The sequence below is a fragment of the Acinetobacter terrestris genome (assembly GCF_004331155.1).
In the GTDB taxonomy this organism is placed as follows: Bacteria; Pseudomonadota; Gammaproteobacteria; order Pseudomonadales; family Moraxellaceae; genus Acinetobacter; species Acinetobacter terrestris.
In genome coordinates, this window is sequence record NZ_SJNZ01000005.1 from 50,587 (window position 1) to 65,737 (window position 15,151).

At 41.7% G+C, this 15,151-nt stretch carries 14 protein-coding genes; 5 read left to right on the top strand and 9 right to left on the bottom strand.

Annotated elements, in window-relative coordinates:
• Positions 1-166: 166 nt before the first annotated feature.
• Entirely contained in the window at positions 167-523 is a 357-nt protein-coding gene (locus E0H81_RS04310) for a hypothetical protein (protein ID WP_131268681.1), read from the top strand.
• 49 nt (positions 524-572) lie between these two features.
• On the opposite strand, the gene bfmS is transcribed toward E0H81_RS04310, so the two are convergent.
• Together bfmS and bfmR are read right to left on the bottom strand one after the other, a co-directional pair.
• The gene (bfmS, locus tag E0H81_RS04315; RefSeq protein WP_131316807.1) at positions 573-2,231 is read right to left on the bottom strand and encodes a sensor histidine kinase BfmS; all 1,659 of its coding nucleotides are present in this window, start codon (positions 2,229-2,231) and stop codon (positions 573-575) included.
• 32 nt (positions 2,232-2,263) lie between these two features.
• Positions 2,264-2,980, bottom strand: a complete 717-nt coding sequence (bfmR, locus tag E0H81_RS04320) for a response regulator transcription factor BfmR (RefSeq protein ID WP_067726452.1) — start codon at positions 2,978-2,980, stop codon at positions 2,264-2,266.
• A 588-nt stretch (positions 2,981-3,568) separates the two neighbouring features.
• On the opposite strand from bfmR, the gene E0H81_RS04325 reads away from it, so the two are divergent.
• The 4 genes from E0H81_RS04325 (at position 3,569) to E0H81_RS04335 (ending at position 9,004) form a co-directional block, all read left to right on the top strand.
• Positions 3,569-6,403, top strand: a complete 2,835-nt coding sequence (locus tag E0H81_RS04325) for a ribonucleoside-diphosphate reductase subunit alpha (RefSeq protein WP_131316810.1) — start codon at positions 3,569-3,571, stop codon at positions 6,401-6,403.
• 168 nt (positions 6,404-6,571) lie between these two features.
• On the top strand, positions 6,572-6,703 hold the full coding sequence (locus tag E0H81_RS16105) for a preprotein translocase subunit YajC (protein ID WP_228139769.1): 132 nt from the start codon (positions 6,572-6,574) through the stop codon (positions 6,701-6,703).
• A 217-nt stretch (positions 6,704-6,920) separates the two neighbouring features.
• Complete coding sequence (locus tag E0H81_RS04330) at positions 6,921-8,204, top strand: ribonucleotide-diphosphate reductase subunit beta (RefSeq protein WP_131316812.1); 1,284 nt, start codon at positions 6,921-6,923, stop codon at positions 8,202-8,204.
• A 191-nt stretch (positions 8,205-8,395) separates the two neighbouring features.
• Positions 8,396-9,004, top strand: coding sequence for a DUF805 domain-containing protein (locus E0H81_RS04335; RefSeq protein WP_131316814.1), 609 nt, complete (start codon positions 8,396-8,398; stop codon positions 9,002-9,004).
• Positions 9,005-9,049: 45 nt separating this feature from the next.
• On the opposite strand, the gene E0H81_RS04340 is transcribed toward E0H81_RS04335, so the two are convergent.
• The 7 genes from E0H81_RS04340 to rutA all read right to left on the bottom strand — a co-directional run bounded on the left by E0H81_RS04340 (position 9,050) and on the right by rutA (position 14,929).
• Entirely contained in the window at positions 9,050-9,463 is a 414-nt protein-coding gene (locus tag E0H81_RS04340; RefSeq protein ID WP_131316816.1) for a TM2 domain-containing protein, read from the bottom strand.
• A gap of 241 nt (positions 9,464-9,704) precedes the next feature.
• The gene (locus E0H81_RS04345; protein ID WP_131316818.1) at positions 9,705-10,577 is read right to left on the bottom strand and encodes an NAD(P)-dependent oxidoreductase; all 873 of its coding nucleotides are present in this window, start codon (positions 10,575-10,577) and stop codon (positions 9,705-9,707) included.
• Positions 10,578-10,586: 9 nt separating this feature from the next.
• Complete coding sequence (rutG, locus tag E0H81_RS04350) at positions 10,587-11,942, bottom strand: pyrimidine utilization transport protein G (RefSeq protein WP_131316819.1); 1,356 nt, start codon at positions 11,940-11,942, stop codon at positions 10,587-10,589.
• A gap of 33 nt (positions 11,943-11,975) precedes the next feature.
• Positions 11,976-12,485: an NADH-dependent FMN reductase RutF gene (gene rutF, locus E0H81_RS04355; RefSeq protein ID WP_378235546.1), complete on the bottom strand. Its 510-nt coding sequence runs from the start codon at positions 12,483-12,485 to the stop codon at positions 11,976-11,978.
• Between the two features lie 170 nt (positions 12,486-12,655).
• Positions 12,656-13,036 (bottom strand): pyrimidine utilization protein C, encoded by a 381-nt coding sequence (gene rutC / locus E0H81_RS04360; RefSeq protein WP_131270989.1) that lies wholly within the window; start codon positions 13,034-13,036, stop codon positions 12,656-12,658.
• A gap of 19 nt (positions 13,037-13,055) precedes the next feature.
• On the bottom strand, positions 13,056-13,811 hold the full coding sequence (gene rutB / locus E0H81_RS04365) for a pyrimidine utilization protein B (RefSeq protein ID WP_131316947.1): 756 nt from the start codon (positions 13,809-13,811) through the stop codon (positions 13,056-13,058).
• A 2-nt stretch (positions 13,812-13,813) separates the two neighbouring features.
• Positions 13,814-14,929 (bottom strand): pyrimidine utilization protein A, encoded by a 1,116-nt coding sequence (gene rutA, locus E0H81_RS04370; protein WP_131316821.1) that lies wholly within the window; start codon positions 14,927-14,929, stop codon positions 13,814-13,816.
• Positions 14,930-15,151: the final 222 nt, after the last annotated feature.

The following is a 15,151-nucleotide window of genomic DNA, read 5'->3' on the forward strand; positions in this document are numbered from 1 at the left end:
TGGATGTTTTTTTAAATCCTTAATATCTATATAAAACGATTAATAGGACTTCAGAGTACATATTTTGTGTGTCTTTTTGCAACTCTGATGCATCTCGGGATGATCTGTCTGCCTATTTATGCTATTCCTATCTGTATCCGTAGGACAAAAAATAAGGAACAAACACATGGGCTTAGAATACAAACACGAATCTGAATATTTTTTCTTTGCACAGCTCCTCGTGCGTCATGTGGAAGGATATATTGAAAAACATCCGGATGCCCAGAATGCCATTTTCGACCTTCGTGATATTTATGAGCTTTTCCGCCAAGACTTTGCTTCTGCAACCACCAATCTGGATGCTATTTTAAACATCGCAGATCAATATAAAGTTGAAACACTGAACGGTGACCAAAAGCTGATTAGCCATTATGCGATTGATCCTAAAAACAATGCTTTGCTGCTGGATTTCAATACCGAAGCCTTAGAAAGCTTAAGACAAGGCAAAACCATTATTGAACCCGATGCCACGCTTCACGAATAAGCCATAAAAAAAGCACCGAATCCGGTGCTTTTTTACATTTTTACATGACTTAAAATTCTATGCTGTCTTTAGTTAGACCAGTTTTTTTGCCAGATTTATTAAATCTTTCTACAGGCCAGGTCATGGTAAAACGCGCCCCGCCCAAACTCGGGCTTTTATCGACATCAATGTTACCGCCAAACCAGTAAGCAATACGACTTACAATAGACAAGCCCAAACCATAGCCACCAGAAGCACGGGTACGGCTATCATCTAAACGGGCAAAAGCTTCAAAGATACGCTTGCGTTCTTCTTCGGGAATACCCGCACCATCATCTTCCACTTGCACATAAGCCAGACCTTCGTCATTGATCCCGCCGCTCACAATTACTTTATGATCACAGTAGCGCACCGCATTTCCCACCAAATTCTGTACAACACGGTGCAAGTAACGACGCTCGGCATCCACCACAATAGTAAGAGGTGGCGCTTTCAGTTCAATTTCTTTCTGGGTCTTGAGCGCTTCAGTTTCAACAACAACTTGATCCAGCACTTCAAACAAGACAAGTTTTTCAAAATCTAAGGACGGTGTACCCTGCTCGAGTTTTGCATAAGTCATGATTTCATCAATCAGGGTATTCAGCGCTTCAATATCTTTATCAATCTGCTCGACCTGCTGTAAGCGGTATTCGTAGTCATCTTCATCCGCGAGCATTTCCATACCAAAGCGGATCCGTGCCACAGGTGTGCGCAGTTCATGCGAAACCGCACGCATCAGTTCACGTTGCGCTTCAATCAAGCGCTGAATGTGATCGGACATACTGTTGTAATTGGTCGCCAGACTTGCCATTTCATCGGTACCATCAACCGGTAAACGCAAGGTCATATCGCCGGACTTCATGCGGTGCAAGGCATAATTGACTTCACGCAAGCGACGCTGCATAGGTACAAGCAAACCATACACCCCCAGACTCAAAACAAACAAGCTGAGCAAGGTAATTCCGGCTGCTAGCTGAAAAGGCATCCAGTTAAATAACGGTACAGGACCAAGAACCAGCACTTCAGACGGTGAACTTGGCATAGGTGAAACAATTGAAATGGTCGTTCCACGAACCGATGCACTGTCACGGTATAAAATAATACTGTGGTCTAAGCGAAGTCGACCAATCTGCTCTGAGTCGAGCGGCAGGTTTTGAACTTTTTCAATCTGAATGGGATAGGAAAAATTCGATTGAATTTTTGCCAGATATTCTTTTTCTTGACCTGGGTAATAGACCAGATAATCCAGAATAAAAATGGGTAACGCTTTCATTTGGCGCTCCCCAATTTTATCGACTTTTATATAAAGCAAATGCTTTGGATCATTCTTCAAGCCAATAATCACATAAGCAATCGAGTTTTGTGCGTCATAACGAACCGCAGCCTTGCGATTGTTAATTCGTCTTTGCTCGCTACGCGATAAATCGACTTTATTTGAATCTACATAATAAATGGGCAGCTCCAGCAAATCCGAGGCATCAGAAATCCAGTCTTTTTTCTGCTGTTCATTCGGCTGCCGTGCAATGCCCTCGCTAATAATATAGGACACACCATCGGTTAAGGATTCACGATATTCCTGCGCACGCTGGTAATTAATAATCTGTACCAACAGGTAGCCAAACACCGCTACCAAGGCGACTAAAATCACTAACCCCGCATAGATACGCAAGAATATACTATGTTTAAACAAGACGATGTCCTATAAGAATTAGGTGCAACCTATTAAAGACCGTTGGTTTCTTTAACGAATAAATAACCTTTACTACGGACTGTTTTAATACGTTTTGGATTTTCAGGATCATCACCGATTTTTGGACGAATACGTGAAATACGCACGTCGATTGAACGGTCTTGACCATCGTATTCAATACCGCGCAGACGTTCAAAAATATCTTCGCGAGATAGGATGCGACCGGCATTTGAAGCCAACAACCACAACAGGTCATATTCAGCACTGGTAAAGTCAACCAACTCACCATTTAAAGTCACCGAACGACCACCGTTGTCAATCACAAGGTCATCAAATTCGATGCGCTGCGCAACTTCGTCTTCTGGTGCTTTGTCGGTACGGCGGAGTAATGCACGAATACGCGCTAAAAGAACACGTGGCTGAACAGGTTTAGCCACATAGTCATCTGCCCCCATTTCCAGACCCAAAACCTGGTCCATATCTTCGGTACGTGCAGTCAACATCAAAATCGGTTGATGATAATGTGGACGAACTTCACGACAAATGGTTAAACCATCAGCACCTGGCAGCATTACATCCAGTACAACCAAGTCGGGCTGTTCAGCAATAATACGACGGATTGCGCGATTACCGTCAGGTTCTACCCCAACTTCTAATCCATTACGAATCAGGTATTCTTGAGTCAAACGTGCAAGACGTTCATCGTCTTCAACAATTAAAATTTTAGGTAACTTTTCTTCTTGGCTCATAAAATGCCCCTTTATATGGATTAAGGTATCCTTAAAAATCCTGCGGATACGCTTCAATATACACAGCAATATACACACGTTTACATTGTAAACAAGATGGCATTCACCAAACTGCTACATCAAAGTAGTTTTTTGTTATATTTTTATTAACTGTTGAATTGATTGAACTTTTAAAATTTAATGCATATTTCCACCATTTAATTGATATATCTTGTTACAAAATGATGAATTTATATACATTTTGCCATTTTGTTCAGAATATGACTAATTAATCGCATTCTTTCAACTTATCCACAATGTTATCTATAAGCACTTAATCCCAGCTTTGTTATGCTAGAGCCCTGTCCAATAAGGCTTATACAAGAAACATAAAAATAGAGATCTTTTTGCAATGAGATATTGCGAAGAAATAGAAAAATTTTTACTAAAATGTCAATATTGATCTAAGCTCATTTTTCCCGTATCTTGTGTTCAATTCGATTTTAAACCACTAGTTCTTGTGTTTACTCCTCAAACACTGAGATGAAATTTCGTCCAGTTCAAATGGTCCACACACATAACAATAGATGACAATGGAGCTATGCCAACATGAGCGTAATCACTTCAATTCCTGGTCAACTTCAGGTGATTAAACGCACCGGTGATGTTGCTACTTTTGATGCAGAGAAAATCTCTGTCGCGATAGGTAAAGCTTTTCTGGCTGTAGAAGGTCAACAAAGCGCTGATTCAAGCCGTATTCATGACCGTATAGAACAACTTACTGAAATGGTAATGAATACTTTTAACCGTCGTTTACCGTCAGGTGGCACGATTCACATTGAAGAAATTCAAGACCAAGTTGAACTTGCGCTTATGCGTACCGGTGAACAGAAAGTTGCACGCGCGTATGTCATCTACCGCGACCAACGTGCTGATGCGCGTAAACAACTCGGCGCACACCATCACCCGACTTTACAAGTAACGGGTGCCAATGGTCAGCTTAAACCCCTTGACTTAGGCGCGCTACAGGCACATGTAGAAAAAGCGGCTGAAGGTTTAGAAGGTATTGATGTTCAAGCGATCGTCGATGAAACCATCAAAAACTTGTATAACGGCGTAAAAGAGTCTGACATCTCAACAACAATGATGATGGCGACCCGTACCCGTATTGAACAAGAACCTAACTATACTTATGTGACTGCACGTTTACTTCGTGACAATCTGGTTGCTACCGGTTTAGAGTTCTTAGGCTTAGCTACAGACACCAACGAAGGTGATGCTTTAGAAACTTTCCTTAAGAAAGGTATCGAGCTTGAACTTATCTCTCCGGAACTGCTTAACTTTGACCTTGCGAAACTGGCAGCAGCGATTCAACCAGAACGCTCAAACCAGTTCACATACTTAGGTCTGCAAACATTATTTGACCGTTACTTCATTCATTCAAATGGCATCCGTTTTGAATTACCGCAATTGTTCTTCATGCGCGTTTCAATGGGTCTGTCGTTAAATGAAGAAAACCGTGAAGATCGTGCCATCGAGTTCTACAACTTGTTGTCTAGCTTCGATTACATGGCTTCAACACCGACCCTATTTAACTCAGGTACTTTGCGTCCACAGTTATCTAGCTGTTACTTAACCACCATTGGTGATGACCTGTATAACATTTATGGCGCAATGCGTGATAACGCAATGTTGTCTAAATGGGCAGGCGGTTTAGGCAATGACTGGACGCCAGTTCGTGCCTTGAACTCATACATCAAAGGGACAAACGGTAAATCACAAGGTGTTGTTCCGTTCCTTAAAGTTGCCAACGATACTGCAGTAGCGGTAAACCAAGGTGGTAAACGTAAAGGTGCAGTTTGTGCGTACCTTGAAACTTGGCACTTGGACATCGAAGAATTCCTAGAGCTTCGTAAAAATACTGGTGATGACCGTCGCCGTACACACGACATGAACACTGCAAACTGGGTTCCAGACCTGTTCATGCAACGTGTATTTGAAGATGGCGACTGGACATTGTTCACACCGTCTGAAACGCCTGACCTACATGATTTAATGGGTGCAGAATTCGCTGAACGTTATGCTTACTACGAAGGCATTGCCAAAGAAACAAACATGTTGCACAAAGTTATTCGTGCAAAAGATTTGTGGCGCAAAATGCTGTCTATGTTGTTTGAAACTGGTCATCCTTGGATCACATTCAAAGACGTATGTAACTTGCGTTCACCACAACAACACGTGGGCGTAGTGCATTCATCTAACTTGTGTACAGAAATTACTTTGAACACCAGTGAAGATGAAATCGCGGTATGTAACCTGGGTTCAATCAACCTTGTACAACACGTTCAAGGCGGTGTGTTAGATCGCGAAAAATTGGCGCGTACAGTAAAAACTGCTGTTCGTATGCTAGACAACGTGATTGATATCAACTACTACGCTGTACCACAAGCACGCACTTCAAACATGAAGCATCGTCCAGTGGGTATGGGCATCATGGGCTTCCAGGATGCTTTATACGAAATGAACTTGGCCTACGGTTCTGATGCTGCAGTTGATTTTGCCGATGAATCTATGGAAGTGATCAGCTACTACGCGATTTCAACTTCAAGCGATTTGGCTGTTGAACGTGGTACGTACGAAACATTTAAAGGATCACTTTGGGATCAAGGCATCTTGCCAATTGACTCTTTAGATATCGTTGCAAAATCACGTCCAGAACGCATGTTCGAAGTTGACCGTACCACTCGTCTGGATTGGGATACTTTACGTAGCAAAGTTCAAAAAGACGGTATGCGTAACTCGAACGTGATGGCGATTGCTCCGACTGCAACCATCTCGAACATTTGTGGTGTTTCTCAGTCTATTGAACCGACTTTCCAAAACCTTTATGTGAAATCTAACCTTTCTGGTGAATTCACAGTGATCAACCCGTACCTGGTACGTGCGTTAAAAGATCGCGGTCTTTGGGATTCAGTGATGGTGAACGACCTTAAACACTTTGAAGGTTCTGTTCAGAAGATTTCGCGTATTCCTGAAGAGCTTAAAGCCATCTTCGCGACTGCGTTTGAAGTTGAGCCACGCTGGATTGTGGATGCTGCATCACGTCGTCAAAAATGGATCGATCAGGCACAGTCTCTTAACCTTTACATCGCTGGTGCAAACGGTAAGAAACTGGATATGACCTACAAAATGGCTTGGTTACGTGGTCTTAAAACCACTTATTACCTTCGTGCATTGGGTGCGACTTCTACAGAGAAATCGACCATTAACACTGGTGCATTGAACGCAGTAAAATCAAACATGGGCCCTGCTGTTATCACTAGCGCACCTGTGGTTGAAGCAGTGAAAAAACCTGAAGCAGTAGCGGAAGAAGATTTTGCTCAAGCAGCTCCAGTGCCATTAGCATGTTCAATTGACAATCCTGATTGTGAGGCTTGTCAGTAATGGAAAACTCATCTATGGGGCTAGTGATTATTTTTGTAATCGCATTAACAGCTTTGATTGCAGTAATTAAATCTTAATTATTCCAATCTCCGGAATATCAGCCTCTTAATGAGGCTTTTGTTCCGCCCCATAGATAAAACTAATTATTACAAGTAAAAGGAAAAGACCATGCTCCATATGACCCATAACTATATGTTAGGACTCGCGGTTCTGGTTATTTCCTTTATTGTTTGTTTTTACGTTCCTCTGACCTATGCATTCGTTAAGGTTCGAGCACAACAGCGCAAGCAAAATAAGTAATACTAATTATTTTAAAGAATGAGTTTAGGCATTGTGTTTGTTTGGATGGTCGCTTTGCGATTTTTCCGATAAACCAAAATTTGTTAAATATTCTAAAAGAATAGCAGAACCCCTAACCATTTAGTGTTCGCATTAAATGGTTTTGAAATAGAGAGAGGTTTATAATCTCTATTCTATTTCACTGGGGTTCACCTGATTTTTAATTAAGGAGAATCCCATGTCTATCCTAAGTTGGGACGATTTCGAAGATGATTCGCAAAAACCGGCTGCACCTGAACTCAAGTCTGCGCCCGTCGAGCCGCAAAAAGCGACTCATACACAAGTGGTATCTGATGCACAACCATCAGCGTCGGATTTGGGTGCTGCACAACCCGCTAGAACCAGTCAAGGTCGAACAAAACATTCAGCCGATTCGTTGGCAAGAGCATCTGCTGCCTTAGAAACACTTGATGTTGCGCCAGGCTTGGAAGAGCTTGAAATGGGCGCACAGCGCGTACAAGTTGACGATAAAGCTATGATCAACTGTCGTGCTGACTTGAACCAGCTTGTTCCGTTCAAATACGAGTGGGCTTGGCAGAAGTATCTTGACGGTTGTGCAAACCACTGGATGCCGCAAGAAGTAAACATGAACCATGACATCGCACTTTGGAAGTCTGAAAATGGCTTGACCGAAGATGAGCGTACGATTGTTATGCGTTCACTTGGTTTCTTCTCGACTGCCGATTCATTGGTTGCAAACAACCTGGTATTGGCGATTTACCGTCACATTACCAACCCTGAATGCCGTCAGTACATCTTGCGTCAAGCATTTGAAGAAGCGATTCATACTCACGCTTACCAATACTGTATCGAATCTTTAGGTATGGACGAAGGCGAAGTCTTCAACATGTACCGTGAAGTACCGTCAGTCGCACGTAAAGCAGCTTGGGGCTTGAAATATACTCAATCTTTATGTGATCCTACTTTCAAAACGGGTACACCTGAAAACGACCAAATTTTGCTTCGCAACCTGATCGCATTCTACTGTGTACTTGAAGGTATCTTCTTCTACTGTGGTTTCAGCCAAATCCTGTCTATGGGTCGTCGTAACAAGATGAATGGTGTTGCCGAGCAATTCCAGTACATCCTGCGTGATGAATCTATGCACTTGAACTTTGGTATCGACATGATTAACCAAATCAAGAATGAAAACCCGGGTCTATGGACAGCTGAATTCCAAGAAGAAATCATTCAAATGATTCTTGAAGGTACGATGCTTGAAATTGAATACGCACGTGACACCATGCCACGCGGTGTACTCGGCATGAATGCTGCAATGATGGAAGAATACTTGAAGTTCATTGCAAACCGTCGTTTAGCGCAACTTGGTTTGCCTGAACAATTTGCTGGTGTGAATAACCCATTCCAGTGGATGTCAGAAATGATGGACTTACGTAAAGAGAAAAACTTCTTTGAAACTCGCGTAACCGACTACCAAACGGGTGGCGCGTTAAGCTGGTAATTTAAAGATTCAAAAATCCCGCTCATATAGCGGGATTTTTTATTAAAAGATAAAAATATTATAAAAAACAATAGAAATACAGCAACTTAAGAATAAATAATTGGTTTATATTTCAAACTGTTCTGCTATTATAAAAGTGAATAACAACACTAAACTTATAACTTAATACCCATAAAATCACAGAGGCTAAAATGAAAGGAAGTATTTTGGATTTTTCAATCCAGACCAACACTGGGATTATCAGTGGAGATGACCAAAACCGCTACAATTTTACTGGTGCAGAATGGCGTGGACAACGCCCACCTGCTCGTGGCGATCGTGTGGATTTTGATGTCGATAATGCAGGTAGTGCAATTCAAATCTTTACCGCATTGGGTCACAGCAACCCTGTACAAAATATTTCCAATCAATTAGATAAACTTTCTGATCAGAATAAAGCTGAAGAACAATTCAACATGATTGACTGGTTTGTTAAAGGCTTAAAAAATTATGCAAACTTTAAAGGTCGTGCTCGTCGTAAAGAATATTGGTTTTTTGTACTTTGTCAGTTTTTGCTCATCTTTATTGCAGCGATTATAGATTCAATATTATTCGATAATCCCGCATTATTTTATAGCATCACGGCATTAGGGTTATTTATCCCTTCTTTAGCCGTAGCTGTTCGACGGATGCATGACATCGGTAAGTCAGGATGGCTATTATTATTGTCACTTATTCCACTTATTGGACTAATTGTAATTTTTTGGCTTGCAAGTGAAACAAAACAGGAAAATAATCAATGGGGACAACCTGCTAAATAAAGCAAACAAAAAAAGGGCGATATCGCCCTTTTATTCAATCAAAATTTAGCCATATTTACGGGCAAAATCTTCATCTGAGGTACACAAGTAAATAATAAACTCGATGAAAGCCACCAAGGCTGGAATAAAGGTCCAGCAGAAGATCAGATAAACAATGCCCCAACCAATTTGCCCCAAATAAAATTTATGAATACCAAAGCCGCCAAGAAAAAATGCCAAGATTGCAGCAATAATCCTGTTTTTCTCCCCAACTTGAGTTGGAAATACTAAAGGTGAACTCAGGATATAAATGTCATTGGCCTGACCTGCTCCATCTACGGTAAAATCAACTTTTTGACCTCGTGCAGGTGGAACTTGCCCACGCCAGTGCGCGCCAGAAAACTGATAACGGTTTTGATCATCAGCACTGATCACTCCCGAATTGGTCTGGATGGAAAAATCCAATATCTGCCCTTTCATACACACCCTTAATATTCTTTATATTATCTTTTTAAATTATAGGTTTAATTGACTAAATTTAAAACAAATATCGAAAAACCAATGCTTCGAACAGACTCAATATGCCAGTGCTTATAATTTTCCTTGAACTATTTTATAAAATGGTTCTACTAAAAAACTTCATTATAAAAACGCTTCAAACAAAAACCCGGACTTTGCAATCCGGGTTTTTAATGAATAATTTAACTGACGAGCTATATATTTATCGCAACTCGATTTGACTGATTTTTTCCAAACCCTGTACAGCGGCAGAAAAATCCAGTTGACGCGCAGACTCCTTCTCAATTAAAGCAAATTGCTCCTGAATCAAATGCATACTTGGAAGATTCAATGATTCTTCATGAATCAAATCGACTGCAATGCCAATATCTTTCTGTAATAAATCCAGAGTAAAGGTTTTATCAAAACTGCGGTTGAGTACCCGCTGCGCCATAATATTTTCAGAGATACTGCTTTTGCCACTGGAGTGATTGATACAATTTAAAGCAGCAGACAAATCTACCCCTTTGGATTTAAGCACGGTTAAGCCTTCTGCCAAAGCCCATAAATGGGTGGCCATCAAGGTATTATTAATGGCTTTTACCGCAAAACCTGAACCACTTTCCCCGACATATTCAATCAAACCTGAAAATGCCGCAATAATCGGTTTGGCTTTTTCAAAGGCATTCGCATCGCCACCAATCATGACGGTTAAAGTGCCCTTTCTCGCACCGATGGTTTGACCTGAAACAGGTGCATCCAGATATTCAACACCTATTTTCTTAAGACCTTGGCTTAAGATTTGAGCCGATTGTGGAACACCACTGGTGCAATCAATCCAGATACTGCCTGGCTTGGGTGGATGTGCTGCAATCAATTGCTCTACATCTGCACTGGTCGGCAGGCAAGAGAAAATAAAATCGGCCTGTACCGCTTTTTCTATATCTACAGATTGGGTTTGAAAGCTAATTGAATGATGATCTGCTTTGGACTGGGTTCTGTTCCACACCCAAACTTCATGTCCAAGTTTAGGAAGATGGGAAGCCATATGCCATCCCATTGCCCCGAGTCCAATAAATGCAATTGTCTGATTCAAAATAGACTCCTATTGATTGACCACAGGTATAACTGAACTTTCTGTATTTTCACCGACTGAATTGGTTGCGTCTTCGCCACGATTTAAAAACAGGTTCAGGGCAATTGCAGCTAAAGTTGCAGTACCAATACCGCCTAAATCAAAGATGCCAATTTTCAGGCTAAAGTTACCTGCACCCATAATTAGGCTGACCGCAGCAATAATTAAAGTGCTGTTTTTGGTGAAATCTATTTTATTATCAATCCAGATTTTTGCGCCAGCCACGGTAATCAAGCCAAACACCATGATGGATGCACCACCCAATAATGCCACTGGAATGGTACTGATCACGGCACCAAATTTAGGTGAAAGGCCGAGTAAAATCGCGAACACACCGGCAATGACAAATACCGTCGTTGAATAGACCTTAGTGACTGCCATCACGCCAATATTTTCGGCATAAGTGGTCATACCTGTACCACCCACCGATGCTGACATTGAGGTACATACACCATCTGCAAAGAATGCACGGCCCATATACGGGTCCAGGTTCTTGCCGGTCATGCCCGATACCGCTTTAAAGTGACCCAGGTTTTCAGCCACTAAAATTAGTGCCACAGGTGCAATTAATAAAATGGCATTGGCGTTAAAAACAGGACTATGAAAAGTTGGCAAACCAATCCAGGCTGCTTCAGAAATGATGCTGAAATTAATCGGCGTACCAAAACCCATGACATTGGTCATCAGGAAATAAATGAAATAGGCCGCAACAATACCAAGTAAAAGTAATAAACGGCGTACCATCCCTCGGGTAAACACCGCGACTACACTAATACAGATAATGGTGACCACTGCCATCCAGGTATCGAATGAACTTGCAGATACACTTTTGATAGTCACTGGCGCAAGGTTCAATCCAATAATCATTACAATTGCGCCCGTCACAATCGGCGGCATCAGTTTTTCAATCCAGCGGGTGCCAGTTTTCATGACAATCAAACCGATGCCGGCATAAATCAAACCACAAACGATGGTTCCGCCGAGCGCCAAGGCAATATTGGGATTAGACCCTGCACCGGCATAACCAGTTGCCGCGGCGACTGCACCAATAAAAGCAAAACTGGAACCCAAATAACTCGGCATGCGCCCGCCAGTAATCAGGAAAAATAAAATGGTCCCGATCCCGGTAATTAAAATGGTCAAGTTCGGATCGAAACCCATCAATAACGGTGCAAGCACCGTTGCACCAAACATTGCAAAAGCATGTTGTAGCCCTAAAACAATGCTTTTCCCCGCAGGTAAATATTCATCCATTTGGACTGGTGTTGTATCTAAATTGCCTTGATAAGGCTTAAATTCTGGAAACCACGATTCTTTTTTTTGCATGGGTTTCCCCTCCCCTCAATTAGGAATATTGGATTAGTTCATGGGTTGTGGCTCGCAATACGCACGATTGAAATACATCAATGCATTCCTACCTTCATTTTGTTTCATGGCTTTGACCTGACAGATCAGTACATCATGACTGCCGACCGACATGCTTTGCACCACTTCACAATCAAACGACACCAGTGCATCTTCTAACACCGGTGCCTGTGTGATCAGTGTTGACCATTTACCACGCAAGAATCGTTCCGATATGGGTGTTTTTCCACCAAAAACATTCGATAATTCAGTTTGATGCGAGGCGAGCGTATTTACACAAAGCACTTTATTGGTTTTGAATGTTTCAAATACTGACGCTGAACGGTTTAAACAGACCAATAAAGTCGGTGGTGAATCGGTGACACTACACACTGCAGAAGCGGTAAATCCTGCCTGACCCGCTGCACCATCTGTGGTAATCACATTGACGGCTGCACCCAAATTGGACATGCCCTGTCTAAAAATCGCCTGATCAATTTCTGTATGCGCTTCATGCGCCATCATTTGAAAATTTTGTGCATGTTGTACTAAATCTTTTGCAGATTGAACCGACATGATTTTACTGTTCATCACCACCTCCATCACTGAAATTCGATTATTCATGGTTGAATTCGAATTTCAGTTTTGTCCTGTATGGATATTATTTACATCTGTTTTTTTAAGAATTTTTTGATTTAAACATGGGCAATAGATGCAATTTCAACTAGAGCATCGGGTTTCACCAAGCCCGTCTGTACGCAATAGCGTGCCGGTTTATCACCCGGAAAATACTCCGCATAGACGGTATTGATGGCAGCATAATCGGCCCAGTCTTTGACAAAGACATGATTAAAGGTCACGTCATCCATGGTCCCACCCGCAGTTTCAATGACTTTTTTGATGGTTTGCAAAATATGACGGGTTTGTGCTGCGGCATCTCCCACATGCACGACATTGTTATTTTCATCAAAGGCCAAAGTGCCTGACACATAAACAATATTGTCCGCTTTGGTTGCAGGTACGTACGGTGCCAATGGTTTTCCTGTTCCTGCGGGTAAAATAATTTCTTTTGGCATGATGCTCCCCTATGAAGTTTTAAGCTGATTTTTCTAAAAGATTGGAGTTGGTTTGAAAGGTTTCGACAAAGTTTGCTGTGTCCGACACCCAACCAAAGAAGGTTTTAATGTTATATAAACTGGCTTCATGCGCCTCAATCGGTCCTGCCTGATAACAGGCATCACCCAGTGCTACGCCAAAATACTCCAGAAAAAAACCGTCTCTTAAAGTTGATTCCACACAGACATTGGTGGCAATCCCGACAAACACCAGATTACGAATGCCACGACTTCTGAGCATGCTGTCTAGTGCTGTATTAAAGAAACCGCTATAACGGGGTTTTTCAATCACGATGTCTTGAGCCAAGGGTATGAGTTCATCAATCAGTTCAAAGTCCCAACCGCCTTTTGCGAGTAATTTCCCTTGTAATTCAGGCTGCTGACGCATGGTTTTTAAGGCGTTGGATTTATGAAAATTCGGGGAATTGATACCACCCGCTTCCACATACTGATCATCCCAGCCATTTTTGAAATAAATCACCTGAATGTTTGACGCATGTGCGGCATCGACTGCTTTTTTGATGTTCTCCACAACAGGCTTGGTTTTTGAAACGTCAAAACCCGCCAAGTCTAAATAACCGCCTTTTGAGGTATAGGCATTTTGCATGTCTATTACGATTAATGCGGTTTGCTCAGCTGCCAGTTGAATTGCTTCAGGTTGTGCCTTTAATACTTTTCCAGTACCAGCGGCTTGAGTAAATCCTGCACAAACCACATTTTCTACAGATTTATTCATATTCATGCTGACTTCTCCAAGACTGAAACTTGAGTTGCTTCACCTTCAACCACAATATGCTCACGGCATTTCATCAAAGGCTGAATTTTTTGGCCAAAATTTTCTACGCCTTGAATAAAATCATCAAAGGTTAAAAGAATGCCTTCAGTTCCTTCGATTTCAGCAATTTCATCCAGCATTTTTGCGACATTTTCAAAAGAACCGACAATGGTGCCCATGTTGATATTGACGGGTGAAACACTGGATGCCATTTGACGAATGTTGGTATCGGCGCCAGATTTGGTATCTTTTCCGCCTTGATTCATCAGCCAGTTAATCGCCTCGACATCGGCTCCATCGTTATAGCTTTGCCATTTTGCAAAGGCTGCTTCATCTGTCTCTGCGGCAATCACCATAAAGAGCACATAGGTTTGCACATCGCGGCCTGTTTTATCGGTATATACCTTTAAGCGATCATTGATGTCTGCATACGCCTTCGGTGTATTTAAGCCTTTACCAAAGACAAAATTGTAATCTGCATATTTAGCGGAGAACTCTAGCCCCGTATCGGATTGCCCTGCACAGATGATTTTCATATCGGCTTGTGGAACTGGACTTACCCGGCAATCATCCATCTGGAAATGTTCACCCTTAAAGTCCGATTTTCCAGTCGCCCAAAGCTCACGTAAAATTTCGACATATTCAGATAAATAGTCATAACGTTTGGCAAAGTATTCATCGCCCGGCCACATACCCATTTGTTTATATTCAGGCGCTTGCCATCCCGTTACTACATTTAGTCCAAAACGCCCATTGGAAATGGAGTCAATGGTGGATGCCATACGTGCCACAATTGCAGGTGGCATCACCAAAGTTGCCGCTGTCGCATAAATTTTAATTTTGCTGGTCACTGCAGCCAGCCCCGCCATTAAAGTAAATGTCTCGAGGTTATGATCCCAAAATTCGGTTTTCCCGCCAAAGCCACGCAGCTTGATCATCGAGAGTGCAAAGTCAAAACCATAATGTTCTGCACGTTGCACAATTTGCTTGTTCATTTCAAAACTGGGTTTATATTGCGGTGCATTTTCAGACAGTAACCAGCCATTATTTCCGATTGGACAAAAGACGCCTATTTTCATTATTAACACCTCATTTTTACCATTTGGTTATAAACATGCTTCAAGCAACCCACTTGAACTTTTATAGTTAATATTTAGCAAATGCTATGCCAACATTATTAAAATTATATTTTTCAATAATTTGTAAATATTTTATTTTAACAAACAGTAAAATACACAACAAAATACCTGCACTGTTTTAGCGATAATGGCTCCAAAAAAATGCATAATCTTTAAAATTTG

Bases quoted from the DNA above. Each gene is read 5' to 3' on its own strand.
- E0H81_RS04325 (WP_131316810.1), top strand. From the start codon at position 3,569: ATGAGCGTAATCACTTCAATTCCTGGTCAACTTCAGGTGATTAAACGC.
- E0H81_RS04335 (WP_131316814.1), top strand. From the start codon at position 8,396: ATGAAAGGAAGTATTTTGGATTTTTCAATCCAGACCAACACTGGGATT.
- E0H81_RS04340 (WP_131316816.1), bottom strand. From the start codon at position 9,463: ATGAAAGGGCAGATATTGGATTTTTCCATCCAGACCAATTCGGGAGTG.
- rutF (WP_378235546.1), bottom strand. From the start codon at position 12,485: ATGATGGCGCATGAAGCGCATACAGAAATTGATCAGGCGATTTTTAGA.
- rutG (WP_131316819.1), bottom strand. From the start codon at position 11,942: ATGCAAAAAAAAGAATCGTGGTTTCCAGAATTTAAGCCTTATCAAGGC.
- rutA (WP_131316821.1), bottom strand. From the start codon at position 14,929: ATGAAAATAGGCGTCTTTTGTCCAATCGGAAATAATGGCTGGTTACTG.
- bfmR (WP_067726452.1), bottom strand. From the start codon at position 2,980: ATGAGCCAAGAAGAAAAGTTACCTAAAATTTTAATTGTTGAAGACGAT.
- E0H81_RS04330 (WP_131316812.1), top strand. From the start codon at position 6,921: ATGTCTATCCTAAGTTGGGACGATTTCGAAGATGATTCGCAAAAACCG.
- E0H81_RS04310 (WP_131268681.1), top strand. From the start codon at position 167: ATGGGCTTAGAATACAAACACGAATCTGAATATTTTTTCTTTGCACAG.
- rutB (WP_131316947.1), bottom strand. From the start codon at position 13,811: ATGAATAAATCTGTAGAAAATGTGGTTTGTGCAGGATTTACTCAAGCC.
- rutC (WP_131270989.1), bottom strand. From the start codon at position 13,036: ATGCCAAAAGAAATTATTTTACCCGCAGGAACAGGAAAACCATTGGCA.
- E0H81_RS16105 (WP_228139769.1), top strand. From the start codon at position 6,572: ATGCTCCATATGACCCATAACTATATGTTAGGACTCGCGGTTCTGGTT.